The following is an 18261-nucleotide window of genomic DNA, read 5'->3' as shown; positions in this document are numbered from 1 at the left end:
AAAGTATTTTATAGTTATATATGCTCACTTTATGGAAGATAGTTAAACTGTCAATCATAGAGTGAGCATTTTAGTTATTTAGAAATATGTTAAGAATATAGTTTCATTCTTAGGAAAAACTATCATAAGTAAAGTGTTTTGAAGGTTAATAAATAGAAGGAGTAATATGCTATGAGAATACTTGTGGTAGAAGATGATAAATCAATTTTACAGGTTATAAGAAATAGTCTAAATAAGTACTATACTATAGACAGTGCTTCAGATGGCGAAGAGGGTTTATACATGGCACAGCAAAATATATATGATGCAATAATTCTTGATATAATGCTTCCAAATTTGAGTGGTGATATAATACTTAAGACTATTAGGCAGGAAGGCATATATACTCCAGTATTGTTTCTCACTGCAAAGGATTCTTTAGAGGATAAAATAAAAGGCTTTAAAATGGGAGCTGACGATTATATTGTCAAGCCTTTTTATATAGAAGAATTAAAAATTAGAATAGATGCATTGCTTAGAAGATCTGGAGCACTGGTATCTGAAAATATATTAAAATACGGTATATTAGAGCTTAATATTAAGTCTAGGGAACTATTCATCAATGTGGAAAAAATAGAGCTTCAAACTAAATTATTTGATATTTTAGAGTACTTAATTAATAATAAAGGTGCTATTCTCACAAAAGAACAAATATTTCATAGAATATGGGGATTTGAATCAGATACTACTATAAATATTGTAGAAGTATATATACATAAGCTAAGAAAGATATTAGAACAATATGACTGTCATAATTATATAAAGACCATAAGAGGAGTAGGGTATATGTTTAAAATAGATGAGGAGAATAAATGTTTAAAAAATTAAAACTTAAACTTACATTGATAAATGCTGTAGTTTTTTTTATACTTTTTTTAATATTTAATGTAGTTATATATTTTTATGCAAAATCAAGCTTATATGCAGAAGTAGATAGAAGTTTAGCTATTTCTAGAAAAATAATTGAAATGAATCTTAAAAACAACAATCCTAATTTATCAATGTTAGATCCTAGAGTGATTTCCATAGTAAGAGATAATAAAGGAAATATTCTTTCAGATACACATATGCCTATATTTTATAAAAGCAATGAAGAATACATTAAGCCAGTAAAAATAGATGAATTATATGATGTTAAGTTCAAAAAATTTAATTTTAGAACAATAGCCTTTAGTGACCAATTAAATGATAAAACTGTTATGGTTCAATTGCTTAGAAACACAAACTCAGAGAAAGAGTTTATGAATAATATTTTGAAAATTATAATCTTAGGTGGTGGAATAATATTTTTAGTTTCTATATCAGCAGGATGGTTTTTAGCTCAAAGAACTATGGTGCCTATAGTTACTGCATGGGAAAAGCAGAGGCAGTTTGTTGAAGATGCTTCTCACGAAATGAGAACGCCTTTAACTATAATACAATCTCAAGTACAATTAGTTTTCCAAAAACCAAATAGTAGAGTAATAGAAAATGCAAGTTATTTAGGTACAGTTCTTTCTGAAACAAGAAGATTATCTAAATTAGTATCTAATTTATTAACACTTGCTCGTTCTGATTCCAATGCAATAGAAATAGAAAAAAGACTTGTAGATATAACAGAACTAATAAAAAAAGTATCTGAACCATACATTGAAATAGCTGAAATAGAACATAAACATATAAAAATAGAGGGAATGAAAGGTTTAAATATAAATTGTGATGAAGAGAGAATACATCAACTTTTAGTAATTCTTTTGGATAATGCACTAAAGTATACTTGTGAACAGGGTAATATTGAGATAAATGTTAAAAGGAAGGATAATAAATGCAGTATTATTGTAAAAGATGATGGTGCAGGTATAAAAGAAAAAGAAAAAGAATTAGTATTTGAAAGATTCTACAGGGGAGATAAGAGCAGAGCAAGAGAGACAGGTGGAACAGGATTAGGTTTATCTATTGCTAAATGGATAGTGTTAAAGCATGGAGGAACTATAAGAGCTGAAAAAAATGTTCCTAGGGGAACAATAATTGACATAATACTTCCAGTTAATTAAAAGAATGAGACACAGTATTATAAAGAACAAAGTTCAAATAAAAAAGTTTACTTTCTAACGTTAGAAAATATTAAATCATAATTATTTTGTTTGATGTTTAAACTTTGTCCTTTATTTAGGTTTTACATTATATTTATGCTTAGAATGTGTTTATTACTAAGAAGCTGCTAAAATAATAATTGCATGTTTTACAGTAATATATTTTTTAATACATCAATTGTCTCATCAATATCTTCTGTTGTAATACCTCTATGGGTTACAAATCGACAAGTTGTTGAATCAATTACTTTTATTTTTATACCACGTTTTTGCAGATCACTAGATACATAGTAAGCATCTTTTTTAATATTTTTAAGATTTAATTGTACTATATTAGTTAAAGTATTTTCCACATTAACTAGATTGCTATTTAAATTGGCAAGTCCAACGGCTAAACGTTTAGCATTTAGGTGATCAATTTTTATTTGGGGAATCATGGTTTTAAGAGCAACAATACCTGCGGCTGCCATATGTCCTGCTTGTGCCATTCCGCCTCCAATTCTTTGCCTCATTCTTCGTGTTTGTTTAATAAAATCTTTCGTACCAAGAAGAACACACCCCACAGGAGCGCTTAATCCCTTGCAAAGAGAAAATTGCATCATATCAATTCCTTGACATAGGATTTCAGGATCAACTTTAAGAGCAACTGCAGCATTAATCATTCGAGCTCCATCTAAATACACCAGTAAATCATTTTTGTGAGCCAATAAGGAGAGTTCAGACATGTACTCTTGGGAGAGTGGAATTCCACGATTTAAATCGTAAGTATTTTCTAAACATAGTACTTTTGTTAAAGGAAATTGTAACCCACTTTTATGAATTGATTTTTCTACATTTTTAAAATCAAACTGTCCATTTTGGCTGCGAAGAGGTCTAGTTTGAACTCCTGAAAGAGCAGCTAGTGCTCCAGTTTCCATATTATAAATGTGAGATTCTTCACCTACCAGTACCTCATCACCAGGATGAGTAGATGTCATAATAGCTATTTGATTTGCCATAGTAGCTGAAATAACAAACATCCCATCTTCTTTTCCAAATATTTTAGCACTCATTTTTTCCAATCGATTTACTGTTGGATCTTCACCATTAAAATCATCGCCTACTTCGGCATTTGCCATAGCTTGTCGCATTTCTAATGTTGGCAATGTTGCTGCATCACTTCTATAATCTTTAATTAAACTCATTTTGACCTCCTTGAAATAAAACTATATTTCTACAATGTAGTTTTATTGCATTGCTAGTATTATTTTAATATTTATAGTTGCTTCTATATTAATAGTAACACTTATGTGAAAAAAGTGTATATAATTAAACAAGTCAAAATAAAAAACTTACAAAGTTAAAAGATAATGCTCAATTAGCTTTGTAAGTTTTTTCATTAAGTAAAAGTATTAAAGACTATGTGCAATTTTATTTAATTCCTCACATGTAGAGGTTATTTCTTCTATGCCTGCTGTAATTTCTTCTGTAGCAGCAGCTTGTTCTTGGCTAGCAGATAAAGAATTTTCACTTTTTTTATTTGATTCATCCACTTTTGCTATTATATCCTCTGTTAATTTGGCAATTTTAGGTATTGTACTCTTTGATTGATCAGACAGCCTCCTAATTTCATTAGCAACAACTCCAAAGCCTCTTCCAAATTCTCCAGCTCTTGCTGCTTCTATGGAAGCATTTAGACCTAACATTTTAGTTTCATCTGCAATTTCTTTTATAAAATGTGATACATCATTAATTTTTTCTGATAGAGCAGTTATCTCGTTGATAGTGGTGTTAAGGTTTTGCTGGTTAGCATGTATTTGGGATGCAGATGCGGCTAATTCCTGGATAGTAGATGATATTCCAGTAAGATTATTTTCAAGATTAGAAGACATGTTGCGCAGGTTTACAGCAATTTCTTTTGGTGTAGTTACACTAAAAGCAGCTACTACTTCGTTGCTAACTTCATCAAATAATGGATAAGCTGATAATCTAACTGGAACTCCGTATTCTAGAGAGTTAACTTCTTCTGTCTGAGGTTTTTTGGATTTTATTGCTTTAATTTCAATGGAATTTTCATTAAGAGAAACCCCTTCTTTTAAAGAAGGTATATCAAATTTTTGTGAGGATTGAGTAAGTACGATTTTATTTAAATCTGTTAATCTAAGTTGGACACCTTCAGCGAACATTTCAGATAGCATTGGTGCAAAATCTGGAAATGCCTTTACTACTGGGTGCAATTTTGGAATTGCCATAGAAAAAGCACCAATAGAATTACCTTCTTCATCTATGATAGGTATAGAAGAAATAGTTAATCTCATACCATAAACAGAACGGGGAATGTTTTGAGATATGGGCCTTTTTTCGCGAATGGAAGTCATAGTTGTACTATTATGGTCTAATTTAAGTCCTACATAAAATACATTAAGGTCAAGATTGTCAGAATATTTTACCCATGTCATGGTATCACCTTCTATAATACCATATACAACACCTCCAGGTATTAAATTTGCTTCAAATTCAGTAAATACCTTTAAATCATCTAATGATTTTTTTGAAATCATAATATCAACTCCTTTTAATTTAGAAATTTATCAGAGTATAGCAAAATTTCTAATATAATTTTGCTGTTAATTTAAGTTAAATATAACCAATTTTGAAAATATGTACTCTATAATATTTCGTTTGACATTGTTAATACTTTAACCCAAATTATCTATTAAATAACAAAAGTAGATTTTATTTATTTAATGAAATTAAGGAAAAGTTAAGGTTGCAATGTCATAATTGATTTCATAGTAAAGCACATTAAATTAATTAGTATAGAGAGGATAGATGATTATGAAAAAAATAACTATTAGTATAATGTTAGTAGCGATTTTAGGAGTTGGAGGAGTTGGAGTGTATAAAAATATTACAGCTAAAGCATCGACTGTAAGTAAAACTTCGCAGTTTTCTAAAGTAAAAGCATCAATTCAAAGTATTAAAAAGTCAGTTTCAGGGTCAGGTAGTGTTCAGTCATCAGAAACGCAAGTTATTAAGTCTGCTAATAAAGATACTGTAGATTCTGTTTTAGTAAGCAAAAATCAGGTGGTAACTAAAGGGCAAGAACTTATAACATTTAAAAATGGAAGTGATGCTATATTAGCACCCTTTGATGGTATTGTAAGTGATGTAAGTATAGCGGCAGGTGATAGTATAAATCCATCACAGCAGCTTATAACAGTGTTTGATAACAAGAATTTTTATACTACTATATCAGTTGATGAAACAGATTTACCAAATTTAAAAATTGGTCAAAAGGCAGATATAAAAGTTAATGCTTACTCTGATAAAAAATTTACAGGTACTATTAAGGACATCAGTCAGCAGGGCACATATTCTAATGGTGTGTCAAATTTTGATGTAATAATAGCTTTTGACAGTGCAGATAATGTTAAAGTTGGAATGTCTACTGAAGCTACAATAGTAACTGAATCTAAGGATAATGTAATAGCAGTGCCTGTAGAAGCAGTAAAGGATGTTAAAAATCAAAAATATGTAATTATACCTAAAAATGATGGATCTACTACATTGCAAAAGGTTGAAGTGGGAATTAGTAATGGAAGAATGGTAGAAATAACTAATGGATTAGTAACTGGTCAAGAAGTTGAAATACCACAAGTACAAACTTCTAATAGTAGCTCATCTAAGATGAGAGGTATGGGTGGTTTTCAAATGATGCAAGGCGAAGGAACAAAAAATAGTAATAAATCATCAGATAATCAAGTTAATGGGAAGAATAGTGGACAAGAAAACTAGAGATTGAAGAAAGGAGAAGTTTAATGATTGAAATTAAGGGTTTGAGCAAAGCTTATACTATGGGAGATACAGAAGTAAAAGCTTTAGATAATATAAATTTAAATATAAAGGAAAATGAATTTGTTTCTATTATAGGTCCTTCAGGATCAGGTAAATCTACACTGATGAATATATTAGGATGCTTGGATGTTTCAGATTCTGGAAGTTATGTATTTGATAACATCAATGTAGACGAAGCAAAAGAATCTGAATTAACTAAAATTAGAAATAAACAAATAGGCTTCATATTTCAAAATTTCAACTTGCTTAATAAATTAAATTCAGTTGAAAATGTAGAAGTACCTCTTTTATATAGAGGAATTAATGCAAAAGAATGTAGAAATTTGGCAATGGAGCAACTTGAAAAAGTAGGATTAAAAGGTAGGGAATATCATAGACCTAATCAGCTTTCTGGAGGACAGCAGCAAAGAGTGGCTATTGCAAGAGCTTTGGTTGGTAAGCCAAAACTTCTTTTGGCAGATGAACCAACAGGAGCACTTGATAGTAAAACCAGTAGAGAAATTATAGAACTTATGAAAGAGCTGCACAAAATGGGACAAACTATAGTAATCATAACTCATGATCCCAATGTTGCCAAACAAGCAGAAAGAGTTATTACTATTGAAGATGGAAAATTGTATGCATAGGAGGGAAATTAAATGGGATTTTTTCAAACGGTAAAGTTGGCTATTAAAAACATACGAAGCAATAAATTAAGGTCTGCCCTCACTATGATAGGCATAATCATAGGAATTTCTTCAGTGATAGTGTTAGTAGGTATGGGAAGTGGTTCAACAAAGCAAATAACTTCTCAAGTTCAATCTTTGGGTACAAATCTTATTTCAGCAAATACATCTAACAATAATGGAATTAAGCAGTTTACTCTTGATGATGTGAAGAATGTAGAAGCTATACAGGGAATAGATAAGGTTGCACCTATTATTTCTACAAGTACTACAGTTAAGGTAGATAAAAATTCACAAAACACTTCAATAACTGGAACAACTAGCAATTTTCTTGATATAAGAAATATGACTATTAGTGAAGGTAGATTTATTGCAGACTTGGATGTGGATTATAGAGGAAAAGTAGCTGTTTTAGGTTCAAATATAGCTGCAGAGCTTTATGGATTTACAGATCCTATAGGAAAAAGTGTTGACATAAAAGGCAATACTTATGAAGTAGTAGGAGTGTTGAAATCACAGGGAAGTTCTATGGGAAGTAATACTGATGATATGGTAATTATACCATCAACTACTGCTATAGGACTGGCAGGAACTAGAAATGTTCAAAATCTATATATTAAGACATTAGATCAAAACAATGTTGATACTTTAACTAACGAAATAAATGGATATCTCAATAATTTCTTCAAGTCTACTGATAATAACAACAGAGTTATGAGCCAAAAACAATTATTAGATACTATGAGTTCAATAACAAATACCATGACATATTTATTAGGTGGAATAGCAGCAATATCATTAATTGTAGGTGGTATAGGAGTAATGAATGTTATGTTAGTATCAGTATCAGAGAGGACAAAGGAGATAGGAATTAGAAAAGCTTTAGGTGGATCGAAAAAGGATATATTAATTCAATTTCTTATTGAAGCTCTAGTTTTGAGTTCATTAGGTGGAGTAGCAGGTGTATTATTTGGATTGGGATTAGGGTGGAGTGTTAAAGCCGTGGGAATGTCAATGAGTTTTTCCTTACCAGTAGTTGTAGTAGCATTTTCATTTTCCTTAGCAGTAGGGATTATATTTGGCATATTTCCAGCATATAAGGCATCAAAGCTTAAACCTATTGATGCATTGAGATTTGAATAATATGAAAAACTAGTGAATTTTCATTGCATAAAAATAATATGACACAACTTTTCAGAAGACAATTGTCCTCTAAAAAAGTTGTGTCGCAATGTACTTTTAATTTGAAATTTATAAGCCAGATTTAAATCCCTTTCCATGAATTTCAGAGGTATCTGAAATGGAAATAAAAGCTTTTTCATCTATAGATGTAACTAAATTTTTCAATTCAGGCAATTGGGAAAGTGTTACAACACAATATAGTATTTTTTTACTATCTTTATTATAAGCACCTTCTCCATAGAGATAGGTAACACCTCTATTAAGTTTTACCATTATAAGCTCAGATATTATTTCTTCTTTTTTTGTAATAATAAAAACAGCTTTTGATTGGTTAAGACCTTTTACTATATTATCGATAACAAAAGAAGTTATATACATAGCTATTAAAGTATATAGAGCACTAGGCAGTCCAAATATAAAAGCACTAATACTTACAATAACTAAATTAATATAAAAAGATATTCTTCCTATGTTAAAATTAGTATATTTTCTTTTAAATAACATAGAAATTATATCTAATCCACCTGTAGAACCCCTGTGAGCAAATACTAAACCACTACCAATTCCGCTAACTACACCTCCATATAAACAAAAAAGCAAACTATCATTTATATTTAAAATATTGGATATGGGCTCAGTTAGTATTAGTGATGAAGAAAAAGCTAATGTTCCTATTAAGGAAAATATGGTAAATTTTTTGTCTAATTTGATAATGCTTAATATAAATAGAGGAATATTGAGTATAATGATTACATAACCCGCTTGAATTTTAAATAGATATTGAAATATAAGTGCTAGTCCTGTAACCCCACCACTTAAAAGTTTAGCATGAATTAAGAACATATTTACACCGATTGCCCCTACGAGGCTTCCTAGTATAATAAACAAAAAGTCAATAAAATCATTCTTGTTTAAAAATTTTGTAGTCATTTAATAATTCCTTTCTAAATCATTTATTATTTTATTATTATTTATCATAATATATATGCTTATGAAGATAATCTATGGATTTTTATAAGTAAGAATTCAGATAGGATTTGAAACCCCATCTGTTATTGAAGTTTCACATAATATTAATCTCATAATATAAATTATATAGCACAAAAATAAATAATCAAGAGAAATTTTACTTTAAAATGCTTTATTGTATAAATAATATCTTGATATTTTAAAGGCTTTTTTAAAATTAAATAAACATTATATAGTATATATAAAAATATTAAAACTATAAATAATATATTTGATATATTTTTATAGTTTTAATATATTTCAAGAAATATAAGTATACATATTATAGGAATAATTTTACTTTAATGTAAATGAGCTTGTTATAGATAGAGATTTATTATTAAATCAAGGGAGGAAAGTTATAATTAAAAATTATATGAAAATAACTGGTTAATTTAAAATTGTACAATAGCATTGATGAACTTGTAAAACTAGAAATTTTCAATTTACAGTTAATTATAAAAATAGAAAATGTTTTAATTATATTGAGTATAAAACCTTGTATTGACAGCAAGCTTTTTAAGATTTAAAATAGAATAAAATAGCATTTTAAATGGCATTTCAAATGACATTTGAATTTAAAATGTTATTAAATATGTAAAATTTGGAGGAATATTTATGAATGAATTGTTTCATGTAGGTATTGATGTTGGGTCTACTACAGTTAAAGTTGCAGTTTTAAATAACTTCATGGAACTTGTATATGGTAAATATGAAAGGCATTTTTCTGATATAAAGAAAACGGTAAAAGAAATCATTGCTGGGGTTTATAAAGAATTTAAAGACAATGAAATAACAATAACGATAACAGGTTCTGGAGGAATGTCTCTTTCTAAATCAGTAGGGATAACTTTTGTTCAGGAGGTTATAGCAAGTACAAAAGCTATACAGACTTATAATCCACAAACAGATGTGGTAATAGAACTTGGTGGAGAAGATGCCAAGATTACTTATTTGAAGGATGGAATAGACCAAAGAATGAATGGTACTTGTGCTGGAGGAACGGGTTCTTTTATAGATCAGATGGCTTCTTTACTTAAAACTGATGCTTCAGGATTAAATGAATTAGCAAAGAACTATAAAACAATTTATCCTATAGCAGCAAGATGTGGAGTTTTTGCCAAAACTGATGTTCAACCTCTTTTAAATGAAGGCGCATTAAAGGAAGATATTGCAGTATCTATACTTCAAGCTGTTGTAATTCAAACTATAAGTGGACTAGCATGTGGAAGACCAATAAGAGGTAATGTAGCATTTTTAGGAGGACCTTTATTCTTTCTTTCTGAACTTAGAAAAAGATTTATAGAAATGCTTAATTTAAAAGATGATCAGGTAGTTTTTCCTGAAAATTCACAGCTCTATATTGCAATAGGAGCAGCTTTAGCTTCATTTGATGAAAGAAAAATATCTTTAAATTCTCTTATGAGTAGATTTGAGAATTTAAAGAATATTTCTATAGATGAATCAGATAGATTAAGACCACTCTTCAAGGATAATGAGGAATATGAAGAGTTTAGAAAAAGACATGATGTCCATTCCGTGAAAAGAAAAAATTTATCAGATTTTAAAGGAGACTGTTTTTTAGGAATAGATGCTGGATCAACTACAACAAAAGCTTCACTTATTGATAATGAAGGAAATATACTTTATACCTATTACTGCAATAATGAAGGAAGTCCTCTTAGATCTACTGTTAAAATATTAAAAGAACTTTATGGAATTATGCCTAAAGAAGCTAAAATTGTAAATTCTGCAGTAACAGGTTATGGAGAAGCTCTTCTAAAAACTGCCTTGAAGGTTGATATAGGGGAAATTGAAACTATAGCACATTATAAAGCAGCAGCTTTTTTCTGTCCAGGAGTAGATTTTATATTGGATATTGGTGGACAGGATATGAAGTGCTTAAAAACAAAAGATGGTGTTATTGAAAGCATACTTTTAAATGAAGCTTGTTCTTCTGGATGTGGTTCATTTTTAGAGACTTTTGCAAATTCACTTGGTATGGGTATAAAGGATTTTGCAAAGGAGGCTATATTTTCACAAAAGCCTGTAGACTTAGGATCTAGATGTACTGTTTTTATGAATTCTAGAGTTAAACAAGCTCAAAAAGAAGGAGCTTCTGTAGGAGATATTTCTGCAGGTTTATCTTACTCTGTTATTAAAAATGCTTTGTTTAAAGTAATAAAGATAAGAAATCCTAAGGAAATAGGAGAAAAGATAGTAGTACAAGGAGGAACTTTTTACAATGATGCAGTATTAAGAAGTTTTGAGCTTTTATCTGAGAGAGAAGTTATTAGACCAGATATTGCTGGAATAATGGGAGCCTTTGGAGCTGCTTTAATAGCTAAAGAAAAATATAAAGACAGTTATGCAACTAAACTTTTAAATATACATGAATTGAATGAGCTCAGTGTAGAAACAAGTATGGCAAGATGTGGATTATGTGCAAATAACTGTTTGCTTACCATAAATAAATTTGGTAATGGAGAAAAATTTGTATCAGGAAATAGATGTGAAAGAGGAGCAGGTAAGGAAAAGAAAAAAAATTTGTTTCCAAATTTATTTAAATATAAATATGATAGACTTTTTCAATATAAGCCTTTAAAAGAAGAAGAAGCTAAAAGGGGAACTTTGGGTATACCAAGAGTTCTTAATATGTATGAGGATTATCCATTTTGGTTTACGCTATTTACTGAACTTGGTTTTAGAGTAGAATTATCAGCTAGATCTTCAAAGAGGATATATGAAAAGGGAATTGAGACTATACCATCAGAATCAGTATGTTACCCTGGAAAAATGGTTCATGGACATATCATGAATCTTATAGAAAAAGGTATAAAAACTATTTTTTATCCTTGTATTACTTATGAAAGCAAAGAGCAAAAGGAAGCAGACAACCATTATAACTGCCCTATTGTAATATCATATCCCGAAGTAATTAAAAATAATGTAGATGCTATAAGAGAGCAAAATATAAAATTTATAAAGCCTTTCTTGCCTTTGCATAATAAAAAGGTATTGGCGAAAAGATTACTAGAGGAACTTAAAGAATTTGATTTAAGTGAAAAAGAGATTACTTATGCAGTAGATAAAGCATGTAAAGAACAGGAAAGTTTTAAAGAAGATATTCGAAAAGCTGGTGAAAATGCTTTAGAATTTATTAAAGAAAAAGGGATAAAGGGAGTAGTACTTTCAGGAAGACCTTATCATATAGATCCAGAAATAAATCATGGAATACCAGATTTAATTAATGGACTTGATATGGCAGTGCTTACAGAGGATTCTGTAGCTCACCTTGGACATGTTGAGAGACCTCTTAGAGTAGTAGATCAATGGGTATATCATTCTAGACTTTATGCTGCAGCTAGTTTTGTTGCTACGAAGAAGGATTTAGAGTTAGTTCAGTTAAACTCTTTTGGTTGTGGATTGGATTCAGTTACAACAGATCAGGTACAGGAAATATTAAATGGTAACTCAAAGATATATACATCTCTTAAAATTGATGAAGGAAATAATTTAGGCGCTATAAGAATAAGACTTCGTTCGCTTAAAGCAGCAGCAGAAGAAAGAGAAAATAGTGGTTTTAAGCTTAAAAAAGTTGAAAATAAATATAAAAGAATAATATTTACTAAAGAAATGAAAAAGAATCATACGATTTTAATTCCAGAAATGTCTCCTATACATTTTCAATTTTTAGAGGAAGCATTTAGACAATCTGGTTATAATGTAGTAGTACTTCCATCTCAAGATAAAAAAGCTGTGGATGAAGGGTTAAAATATGTAAATAATGATGCTTGTTATCCAGCAATAATAGTAGTGGGACAAATTATAGAGGCTTTAAAATCAGGCAAATATGATTTGAACAATACTTCGGTTATAATATCTCAAACTGGAGGAGGGTGCAGGGCCACAAATTACATTGGTTTTTTGCGTAAAGCATTAAAAGATGCAGGGTTTTCAAATATTCCAGTAATATCTTTAAATGCTAAAGGTATGGAAAAGAATCCTGGGTTTAAAATTTCATTAAGTTTAATTAATAGATCTATGATGGCGCTTACTTATGGAGATTTACTTTCTAGGGTTTTATATAGAGTTAGACCTTATGAAATTGAAGAGGGTTCAGCTAATCAGCTTTATGAAAAATGGGTAGAAGTATGTAAAAAATCTTTGAAAATGGCTTATAAAAGTACCTTTAAACATAATATTATATCTATAGTAGAAGAATTTGATAATTTAAAGATAAGTAATAGATTAAAGCCAAAAGTTGGATTAGTAGGAGAGATTCTTGTAAAATTTCATCCAACAGCCAATAATAATGTAATAGATATATTAGAAAGAGAAGGAGTAGAAGTGGTAGTACCTGATCTTACGGATTTTCTATTATATTGTGCTAGTGATTCAGAGTATAAATATAAATATTTAGCAGGAAAGAAACTTCCTAAATTATTAGGAAAAGCAGCTATAGCTGTCATGGAATTTTATAGAATGACTTATAAAAAGGCCATAAGAAAAAGCAAAAGATTTACTCCTATTGAATCTATAAAATCTATAGCAAAAGGTGCTTCAAGTATTGTTTCTTTAGGCAATCAAACTGGAGAAGGATGGTTTTTGACAGGAGAAATGGTAGAGCTTATACAAAGCGGAGTTAAAAATATTGTTTGTATGCAGCCATTTGCATGTTTACCTAACCATGTAACAGGTAAGGGTATCATGAAAGAATTAAAGAGGGTTTATAAAGGAACAAACATAGTTGCAATAGATTATGATCCTGGTGCCAGTGAAGTAAATCAATTGAATAGAATAAAACTTATGCTTTCCACTGCATTTGAAAATTTAAAAGAACTTGATTCTACAGAAGAACAATATACATCTAAAGAATATTTTAAATATAAATGTGGTTTAAAAGAAGCTATCAATAGGAGTGATATAAATGGATAGCAAATGGGGTTGTAAGCAGTCTACAAGAGAAAGAATATTAGATGCTACGTTAAATATAATAGGTAATGAAGGGTTTCAAAATATTACTATTAAAAAAATAGCAAGTTTGGCTGAAGTGAATATAGCAGCAGTTAATTATCATTTTGGCAGTAAAGACAATGTAATTGATGAGGCTATGAAGGTGTTTTCTAAAAGAATTATTAAATGCTTTGAATTGTTAGAAGATAACGATGTCTTACCAGAGGAGAGACTAAAAAATTTTTTGCAGAATTATTCAGATACAACTTTAGAATGCCCAGATGTATTTAGAAATATTGTAAATCATGGTGTAGGTAATTGTGATATTGAGTCTGATTATATGAGGTTTTTAAAAGATGCGGGATATAAGAAAATTTTAGATACATTAAAAGCTGTAGGAGTAGAAGGAAGCGATGAGGTACTACTTATGAAAGTTTTTCAAGCTCTTGGCGCTTTAGAAATTCCTTTATTACTTGGAAATTATACTGAAAGAATTTCTGGCATTGATTATAGTGAAAAGCCTACTAGGAATATATATATAAATTTAATTTTAAAATCATTACTTTCTAAATAGTAAATTAAAATAGAGCATTGTGTAATGCTCTATTTTAATTATGATACAACTAATTTTTCAACATATAAATCCTTTTCTTTTTTTAAATCAAGGAATTCTCCATCATCAAGTAATAAAGGATTTGTCAAGTCTTCCATTTGAATTTGTATAATTTTGCACAAACGTTTATCATTTAATTGAACAGTTTCGCCCATGAAAAAATTCATTACATGGTTTAAAAACATATTACAATAACTGGAATCAAGCTTTGTAAGGCTTTCTTCCTTAATAACTTTTAGAGCATCAAGTGGACCTGTAATTTTTTTAGAATATCTATTGGAACTAACTGTATCAAATAAATCTGCAATAGCTATTATTTTTGCAAATTTAGGAATCTTATTTCCTTTAACTTGAAGAGGATAGCCAGATCCATCTATTTTTTCATGATGCATTATTATTGAGCGACTTATAGAAGGATTTATACAAGGAATCTGGTTTATAAAATGATAACTTATAACAGGATGAGTTTTATAAGTTTCATATTCTTCAGGAGTTAAAGAACCTTCTTTGTTCAATATATCCTTATCAATTTGAATTTTACCAAAATCATGTAGTATTGCTGCATAAGTTAAGAGAGCCAAATCCTGTACATCAAGGCCTAACCATTTACCTAATATAAAACTAATAGCAGTTACGTTTACAGTATGTCTATAAACGGGGTCACCTACACTGCCATAAAATAGTATATTTTTTATAACCACACCTGTTGATTTGAATTCTTCTTCAATTTTATCTATGAAATTTTTTATTTCAGATAGCTTAGGTACTTTTAAAGATGATATATCTGTGAAAATATGTTCTAAATTTGATGAAAATTCGCTAAAGGTAGTTTGAAGCTCCTTTACTGTTTTTACTTTGAAAATAAAAGTTTCATCAGAATCTTTATCTAATAGAACTTGTACTTTGTCAATAATATAGGTTTCTTTCAGTTTGTCTATAATAGGTTGAGTGATGACGAAACCTTTAGCTAATAATATTGTACCTTCAATTTTTATATCCATAGATGATATCATTCCTGGTTTTAATTCATTAATTGATAACAATTTTGTTTTCTGCATAGTATAATCCACCCCATATTACTAATTTCTATTTAAATAAAATATTATTTAAATTAATAATATTACTAATTAAATTAGTAATATATAACATATATGTATAGTTTATCGTGATATTTTTATATTTCTAAATAGGTTTGACGAAAAAAAACAATTTATTTATGCGTTTTTTTTTATTTAAATTTAAATTTAAATTTAAACTGTAGATTTATTTTATGAGGGATATAAAAAAAGCTAGTAAAGATCAATGGAAAATATCTTTACTAACTTTTAATGAAGAGTTAAAGTTTTGATGAAAAATATTTATTGAGGTGTATAATATCCTTTTTTATACATATAATCAAATATTTGTTGACCATGTTCTTGTTCTTCTTTTTGAATATGGTTTAGTACTTGACGAGCATTAGGGTCTTTAAACTCAAAAATTGTTGAGTTATAAGTTGAAGACACATATTTTTCTGTAGTAAGTGCATCTTGACAAAGATCACAATCCTTTTGATTAAAGGCCATATTTGATTTATTTGTATTCATATTAACATTTTGGGTTTGATTTTGTTGTCCTTGCTGATTTACATTTGGCACTTGACCATTTAGCATACTATTTATACTATTTAAATGTTGCTGTTCGTGTTGACCTAAAGTTGTGAATAATTGTTTTAATTCTGGGTCTTGTGCCTCATTAGAATATGTATTGTACTTTTTTATACATAACTCTTCATGTGATTTTTCATCCTTTAATAGCATATTTTCCTTTTGTGTTAGAGTTGGCATAAATGTATCCTCCTTATATGATAAAATTATTATTTGTTTTCAAAATATAGTATTAGTTATATAAAGCAAAATATACTGACAAATTTTTATAAAATATAAAGATTTAATACTTTCTCCATGATGTCTTATGTTGTATAATAAGTTGTAATTTTAAAATGGGAGGATACGCATGAATAAAGATTATAGAAATATGATAATTGTTTTTATAGGATACTTTTTTTCTTCATTATTTTCTAATACATTATCGCCATTTATAACTACTATTAAAAATAATTATAATGTAGCATCAAATACTATTGCTATATTGCCATCAGTGGTTTATTTTGCATCATTTGGAATGAGTATATTGGGTGCTAGGTTTATGCAAAAAATAGGTCTTAAGAAAGGATTGAGTACAGGCTTTTGTCTTACTATATTTGCAAGTTTAATAATTATAATTTCAAAGTCATTTTATGCACTTTTATTTGGATATTTCATATCAGGATTAGCAATAGGGATGATGTCTTTATTTTTTAGCACTATTCTATCCATACTTCCAACTAAATATCAAAAATTTAGTCTTGCCAATGCATGCTTTGGATTAGGTGGAATTTTGATTTTGCCAATAGATAGGCTTATATTAAAGAATGAAATAAAATTTAATTATACATATATTATACATATATTATGCATGTGTTTATTGTTGATGCTTGTAAGAAAAATGGATATTCGATCATCATCTGGTAGTAAGCATCATGCTAAAGTTTCTTTTGATATAATAAAAAATCCATTGGTTATGTTTTTTTCAATTGCAATCTTCTTTTATGTAGGCGCTGAAATATCAACAACCAATTGGACAGGTGGGTTTCTTGAAAAATGCTATGGGGTTAACAAAGAAGAGGTTCCTAATATTCTTTCTGGCTTCTGGATTTTGTTTACTATAGGAAGAAGCATAGGAGATAAGCTTTTGGAAAAAGTAGGTCAATTGAAATTTCTTGCAATTTCCCCAGTAATATCTATTGTGGGTGTGATTGTCATTTTAACTGGAACAAATAAAATTCAAGCTTTAGTGGGCCTTGCAATTATAGGTATATCTATAGCATTAATGTATCCAGCACTTCAAGGATATCTTATACAGCATGTTGGAAAAGAAAATGTATATTCAGCTTCAGCGATTATAATGATTTTTAACTATCTTGGAGCCACATTTTTAACTTATATAATAGGTTTTGCGGGTGGAATAAATATTAAATATGTTTTTATAATTCAAATAGTGTTCTATTTATATATAGCACTAGTTTCTGTGAGATATTTAAATCTTAAAACTAAAAGTATTCATTAGTAAATGAGTAATAAATTTTAATGATATAAAAATAATGTGACTCAAGCGTATGTAAAGCGAAGTAACTTTCAACTGTATTCCGTGTATATATTACTCTAAATAAAAAGCGTAGCTTTCATAATACTTATCATATATCACGGAGTAAAAGTTAAAATCCAAACTTCCACTGCACCTTTGCGTCGTAATATGCTTTTTATGTAAATTGTATAACAGTTGATATTGCTAACAGTTATCTAATAAAATTTCTAATCTTTTCTTCAACACATCGTATATGTCATCACATTCATCATTAATTTTATATATTAAATGAACAGTATCCTTAATATCAGAATTTTTGGGATGAACTATAGAGGAAGTTGTTAAGAATCTTGCTGAATTAGACAGCCCTGAAGAAGTTTGTGCAAGTAAATATAGAATATTTAATAAGGGATTTATACTATTATTAATATATTGAGATTCACATGGATTCAAGGGCAACTTGCATAATTCATCTTTAATAGAATTTATATCTTTCAAGGTATTTTCAGTCTTATCAATACATTTATTTATAGAATTTGATGATTCTATGTTTTCAAATTCTGATTCTTCATCAATTGGAGATTCAGATATTGGATTTGTTATTGGAATATGTTTATCAATCTGGTTATCACTCATAAATACCTCCTACAACTAAAGCCAAATTTATATATTATAATAAATTAGCAGCTATATCAGTAATATAATTATATGCTTTAACATTGTC

General features: G+C 28.9%; 14 protein-coding genes. 8 read left to right on the top strand and 6 right to left on the bottom strand.

The window, feature by feature from the left end:
* Window positions 1–171 precede the first annotated feature (171 nt).
* Together EG57_RS0212170 and EG57_RS0212165 are read left to right on the top strand one after the other, a co-directional pair.
* A complete protein-coding gene (locus EG57_RS0212170) occupies window positions 172–867 on the top strand; it encodes a response regulator transcription factor (protein ID WP_032077485.1) in 696 nt (231 codons plus the stop codon).
* Window positions 852–2072, top strand: coding sequence for a sensor histidine kinase (locus EG57_RS0212165; RefSeq protein WP_032077484.1), 1221 nt, complete (start codon window positions 852–854; stop codon window positions 2070–2072). The genes EG57_RS0212170 and EG57_RS0212165 overlap by 16 nt, the downstream gene beginning before the upstream one ends.
* Before the next feature lie 188 nt (window positions 2073–2260).
* On the opposite strand, the gene EG57_RS0212160 is transcribed toward EG57_RS0212165, so the two are convergent.
* Both EG57_RS0212160 and EG57_RS0212155 read right to left on the bottom strand, forming a co-directional pair.
* Window positions 2261–3295 (bottom strand): GntG family PLP-dependent aldolase, encoded by a 1035-nt coding sequence (locus EG57_RS0212160; protein WP_032077483.1) that lies wholly within the window; start codon window positions 3293–3295, stop codon window positions 2261–2263.
* Between the two features lie 207 nt (window positions 3296–3502).
* Window positions 3503–4651, bottom strand: a complete 1149-nt coding sequence (locus tag EG57_RS0212155) for a methyl-accepting chemotaxis protein (protein WP_032077482.1) — start codon at window positions 4649–4651, stop codon at window positions 3503–3505.
* A gap of 277 nt (window positions 4652–4928) precedes the next feature.
* Here EG57_RS0212155 and EG57_RS0212150 point away from each other — a divergent pair, with 277 nt between their 5' ends.
* From EG57_RS0212150 to EG57_RS0212140, 3 genes are read left to right on the top strand one after another with little or no spacing between them, the layout of a single operon-like run.
* Window positions 4929–5888, top strand: coding sequence for an efflux RND transporter periplasmic adaptor subunit (locus EG57_RS0212150; RefSeq protein WP_052037887.1), 960 nt, complete (start codon window positions 4929–4931; stop codon window positions 5886–5888).
* Window positions 5889–5911: 23 nt separating this feature from the next.
* Window positions 5912–6574 carry an ABC transporter ATP-binding protein gene (locus tag EG57_RS0212145; RefSeq protein ID WP_032077481.1) on the top strand — a complete coding sequence of 221 codons (663 nt, stop codon included), beginning with the start codon at window positions 5912–5914 and terminating at the stop codon, window positions 6572–6574.
* Between the two features lie 12 nt (window positions 6575–6586).
* The gene (locus tag EG57_RS0212140) at window positions 6587–7756 is read left to right on the top strand and encodes an ABC transporter permease (protein WP_032077480.1); all 1170 of its coding nucleotides are present in this window, start codon (window positions 6587–6589) and stop codon (window positions 7754–7756) included.
* Between the two features lie 108 nt (window positions 7757–7864).
* On the opposite strand, the gene EG57_RS0212135 is transcribed toward EG57_RS0212140, so the two are convergent.
* Window positions 7865–8725, bottom strand: coding sequence for a YitT family protein (locus EG57_RS0212135; protein WP_032077479.1), 861 nt, complete (start codon window positions 8723–8725; stop codon window positions 7865–7867).
* A gap of 696 nt (window positions 8726–9421) precedes the next feature.
* Here EG57_RS0212135 and EG57_RS0212130 point away from each other — a divergent pair.
* Both EG57_RS0212130 and EG57_RS0212125 read left to right on the top strand, forming a co-directional pair.
* Window positions 9422–13741: a 2-hydroxyacyl-CoA dehydratase gene (locus EG57_RS0212130; RefSeq protein WP_032077478.1), complete on the top strand. Its 4320-nt coding sequence runs from the start codon at window positions 9422–9424 to the stop codon at window positions 13739–13741.
* Window positions 13734–14333, top strand: coding sequence for a TetR/AcrR family transcriptional regulator (locus EG57_RS0212125; RefSeq protein WP_032077477.1), 600 nt, complete (start codon window positions 13734–13736; stop codon window positions 14331–14333). Before EG57_RS0212130 ends, EG57_RS0212125 begins: the two co-directional genes overlap by 8 nt.
* A 38-nt stretch (window positions 14334–14371) precedes the next feature.
* Here EG57_RS0212125 and EG57_RS0212120 read toward each other — a convergent pair whose 3' ends face one another.
* Both EG57_RS0212120 and EG57_RS0212115 read right to left on the bottom strand, forming a co-directional pair.
* On the bottom strand, window positions 14372–15430 hold the full coding sequence (locus tag EG57_RS0212120; protein WP_032077476.1) for an HD-GYP domain-containing protein: 1059 nt from the start codon (window positions 15428–15430) through the stop codon (window positions 14372–14374).
* A gap of 300 nt (window positions 15431–15730) precedes the next feature.
* Window positions 15731–16198, bottom strand: coding sequence for a spore coat protein (locus EG57_RS0212115; protein ID WP_032077475.1), 468 nt, complete (start codon window positions 16196–16198; stop codon window positions 15731–15733).
* A gap of 169 nt (window positions 16199–16367) precedes the next feature.
* Between EG57_RS0212115 and EG57_RS0212110 the strand changes: the two genes are divergently transcribed.
* Window positions 16368–17519, top strand: a complete 1152-nt coding sequence (locus EG57_RS0212110; protein ID WP_032077474.1) for an MFS transporter — start codon at window positions 16368–16370, stop codon at window positions 17517–17519.
* A gap of 222 nt (window positions 17520–17741) precedes the next feature.
* Here EG57_RS0212110 and EG57_RS0212105 read toward each other — a convergent pair whose 3' ends face one another.
* The gene (locus EG57_RS0212105) at window positions 17742–18173 is read right to left on the bottom strand and encodes a hypothetical protein (RefSeq protein WP_032077473.1); all 432 of its coding nucleotides are present in this window, start codon (window positions 18171–18173) and stop codon (window positions 17742–17744) included.
* Between the last annotated feature and the right edge of the window lie 88 nt (window positions 18174–18261).

This window comes from Clostridium drakei (assembly GCF_000633595.2).
Lineage (GTDB): Bacteria > Bacillota > Clostridia > Clostridiales > Clostridiaceae > Clostridium_AM > Clostridium_AM drakei.
Note: the sequence above shows the minus strand (reverse complement) of the source record. Positions and strands in the feature narration are given on the sequence as shown.

What these genes read in the sequence shown, in the direction of transcription:
- EG57_RS0212170 (WP_032077485.1), top strand. Translation starts at nt 172, where the DNA reads ATGAGAATACTTGTGGTAGAAGATGATAAATCAATTTTACAGGTTATA.
- EG57_RS0212165 (WP_032077484.1), top strand. Translation starts at nt 852, where the DNA reads ATGTTTAAAAAATTAAAACTTAAACTTACATTGATAAATGCTGTAGTT.
- EG57_RS0212160 (WP_032077483.1), bottom strand. Translation starts at nt 3,295, where the DNA reads ATGAGTTTAATTAAAGATTATAGAAGTGATGCAGCAACATTGCCAACA.
- EG57_RS0212155 (WP_032077482.1), bottom strand. Translation starts at nt 4,651, where the DNA reads ATGATTTCAAAAAAATCATTAGATGATTTAAAGGTATTTACTGAATTT.
- EG57_RS0212150 (WP_052037887.1), top strand. Translation starts at nt 4,929, where the DNA reads ATGAAAAAAATAACTATTAGTATAATGTTAGTAGCGATTTTAGGAGTT.
- EG57_RS0212145 (WP_032077481.1), top strand. Translation starts at nt 5,912, where the DNA reads ATGATTGAAATTAAGGGTTTGAGCAAAGCTTATACTATGGGAGATACA.
- EG57_RS0212140 (WP_032077480.1), top strand. Translation starts at nt 6,587, where the DNA reads ATGGGATTTTTTCAAACGGTAAAGTTGGCTATTAAAAACATACGAAGC.
- EG57_RS0212135 (WP_032077479.1), bottom strand. Translation starts at nt 8,725, where the DNA reads ATGACTACAAAATTTTTAAACAAGAATGATTTTATTGACTTTTTGTTT.
- EG57_RS0212130 (WP_032077478.1), top strand. Translation starts at nt 9,422, where the DNA reads ATGAATGAATTGTTTCATGTAGGTATTGATGTTGGGTCTACTACAGTT.
- EG57_RS0212125 (WP_032077477.1), top strand. Translation starts at nt 13,734, where the DNA reads ATGGATAGCAAATGGGGTTGTAAGCAGTCTACAAGAGAAAGAATATTA.
- EG57_RS0212120 (WP_032077476.1), bottom strand. Translation starts at nt 15,430, where the DNA reads ATGCAGAAAACAAAATTGTTATCAATTAATGAATTAAAACCAGGAATG.
- EG57_RS0212115 (WP_032077475.1), bottom strand. Translation starts at nt 16,198, where the DNA reads ATGCCAACTCTAACACAAAAGGAAAATATGCTATTAAAGGATGAAAAA.
- EG57_RS0212110 (WP_032077474.1), top strand. Translation starts at nt 16,368, where the DNA reads ATGAATAAAGATTATAGAAATATGATAATTGTTTTTATAGGATACTTT.
- EG57_RS0212105 (WP_032077473.1), bottom strand. Translation starts at nt 18,173, where the DNA reads ATGAGTGATAACCAGATTGATAAACATATTCCAATAACAAATCCAATA.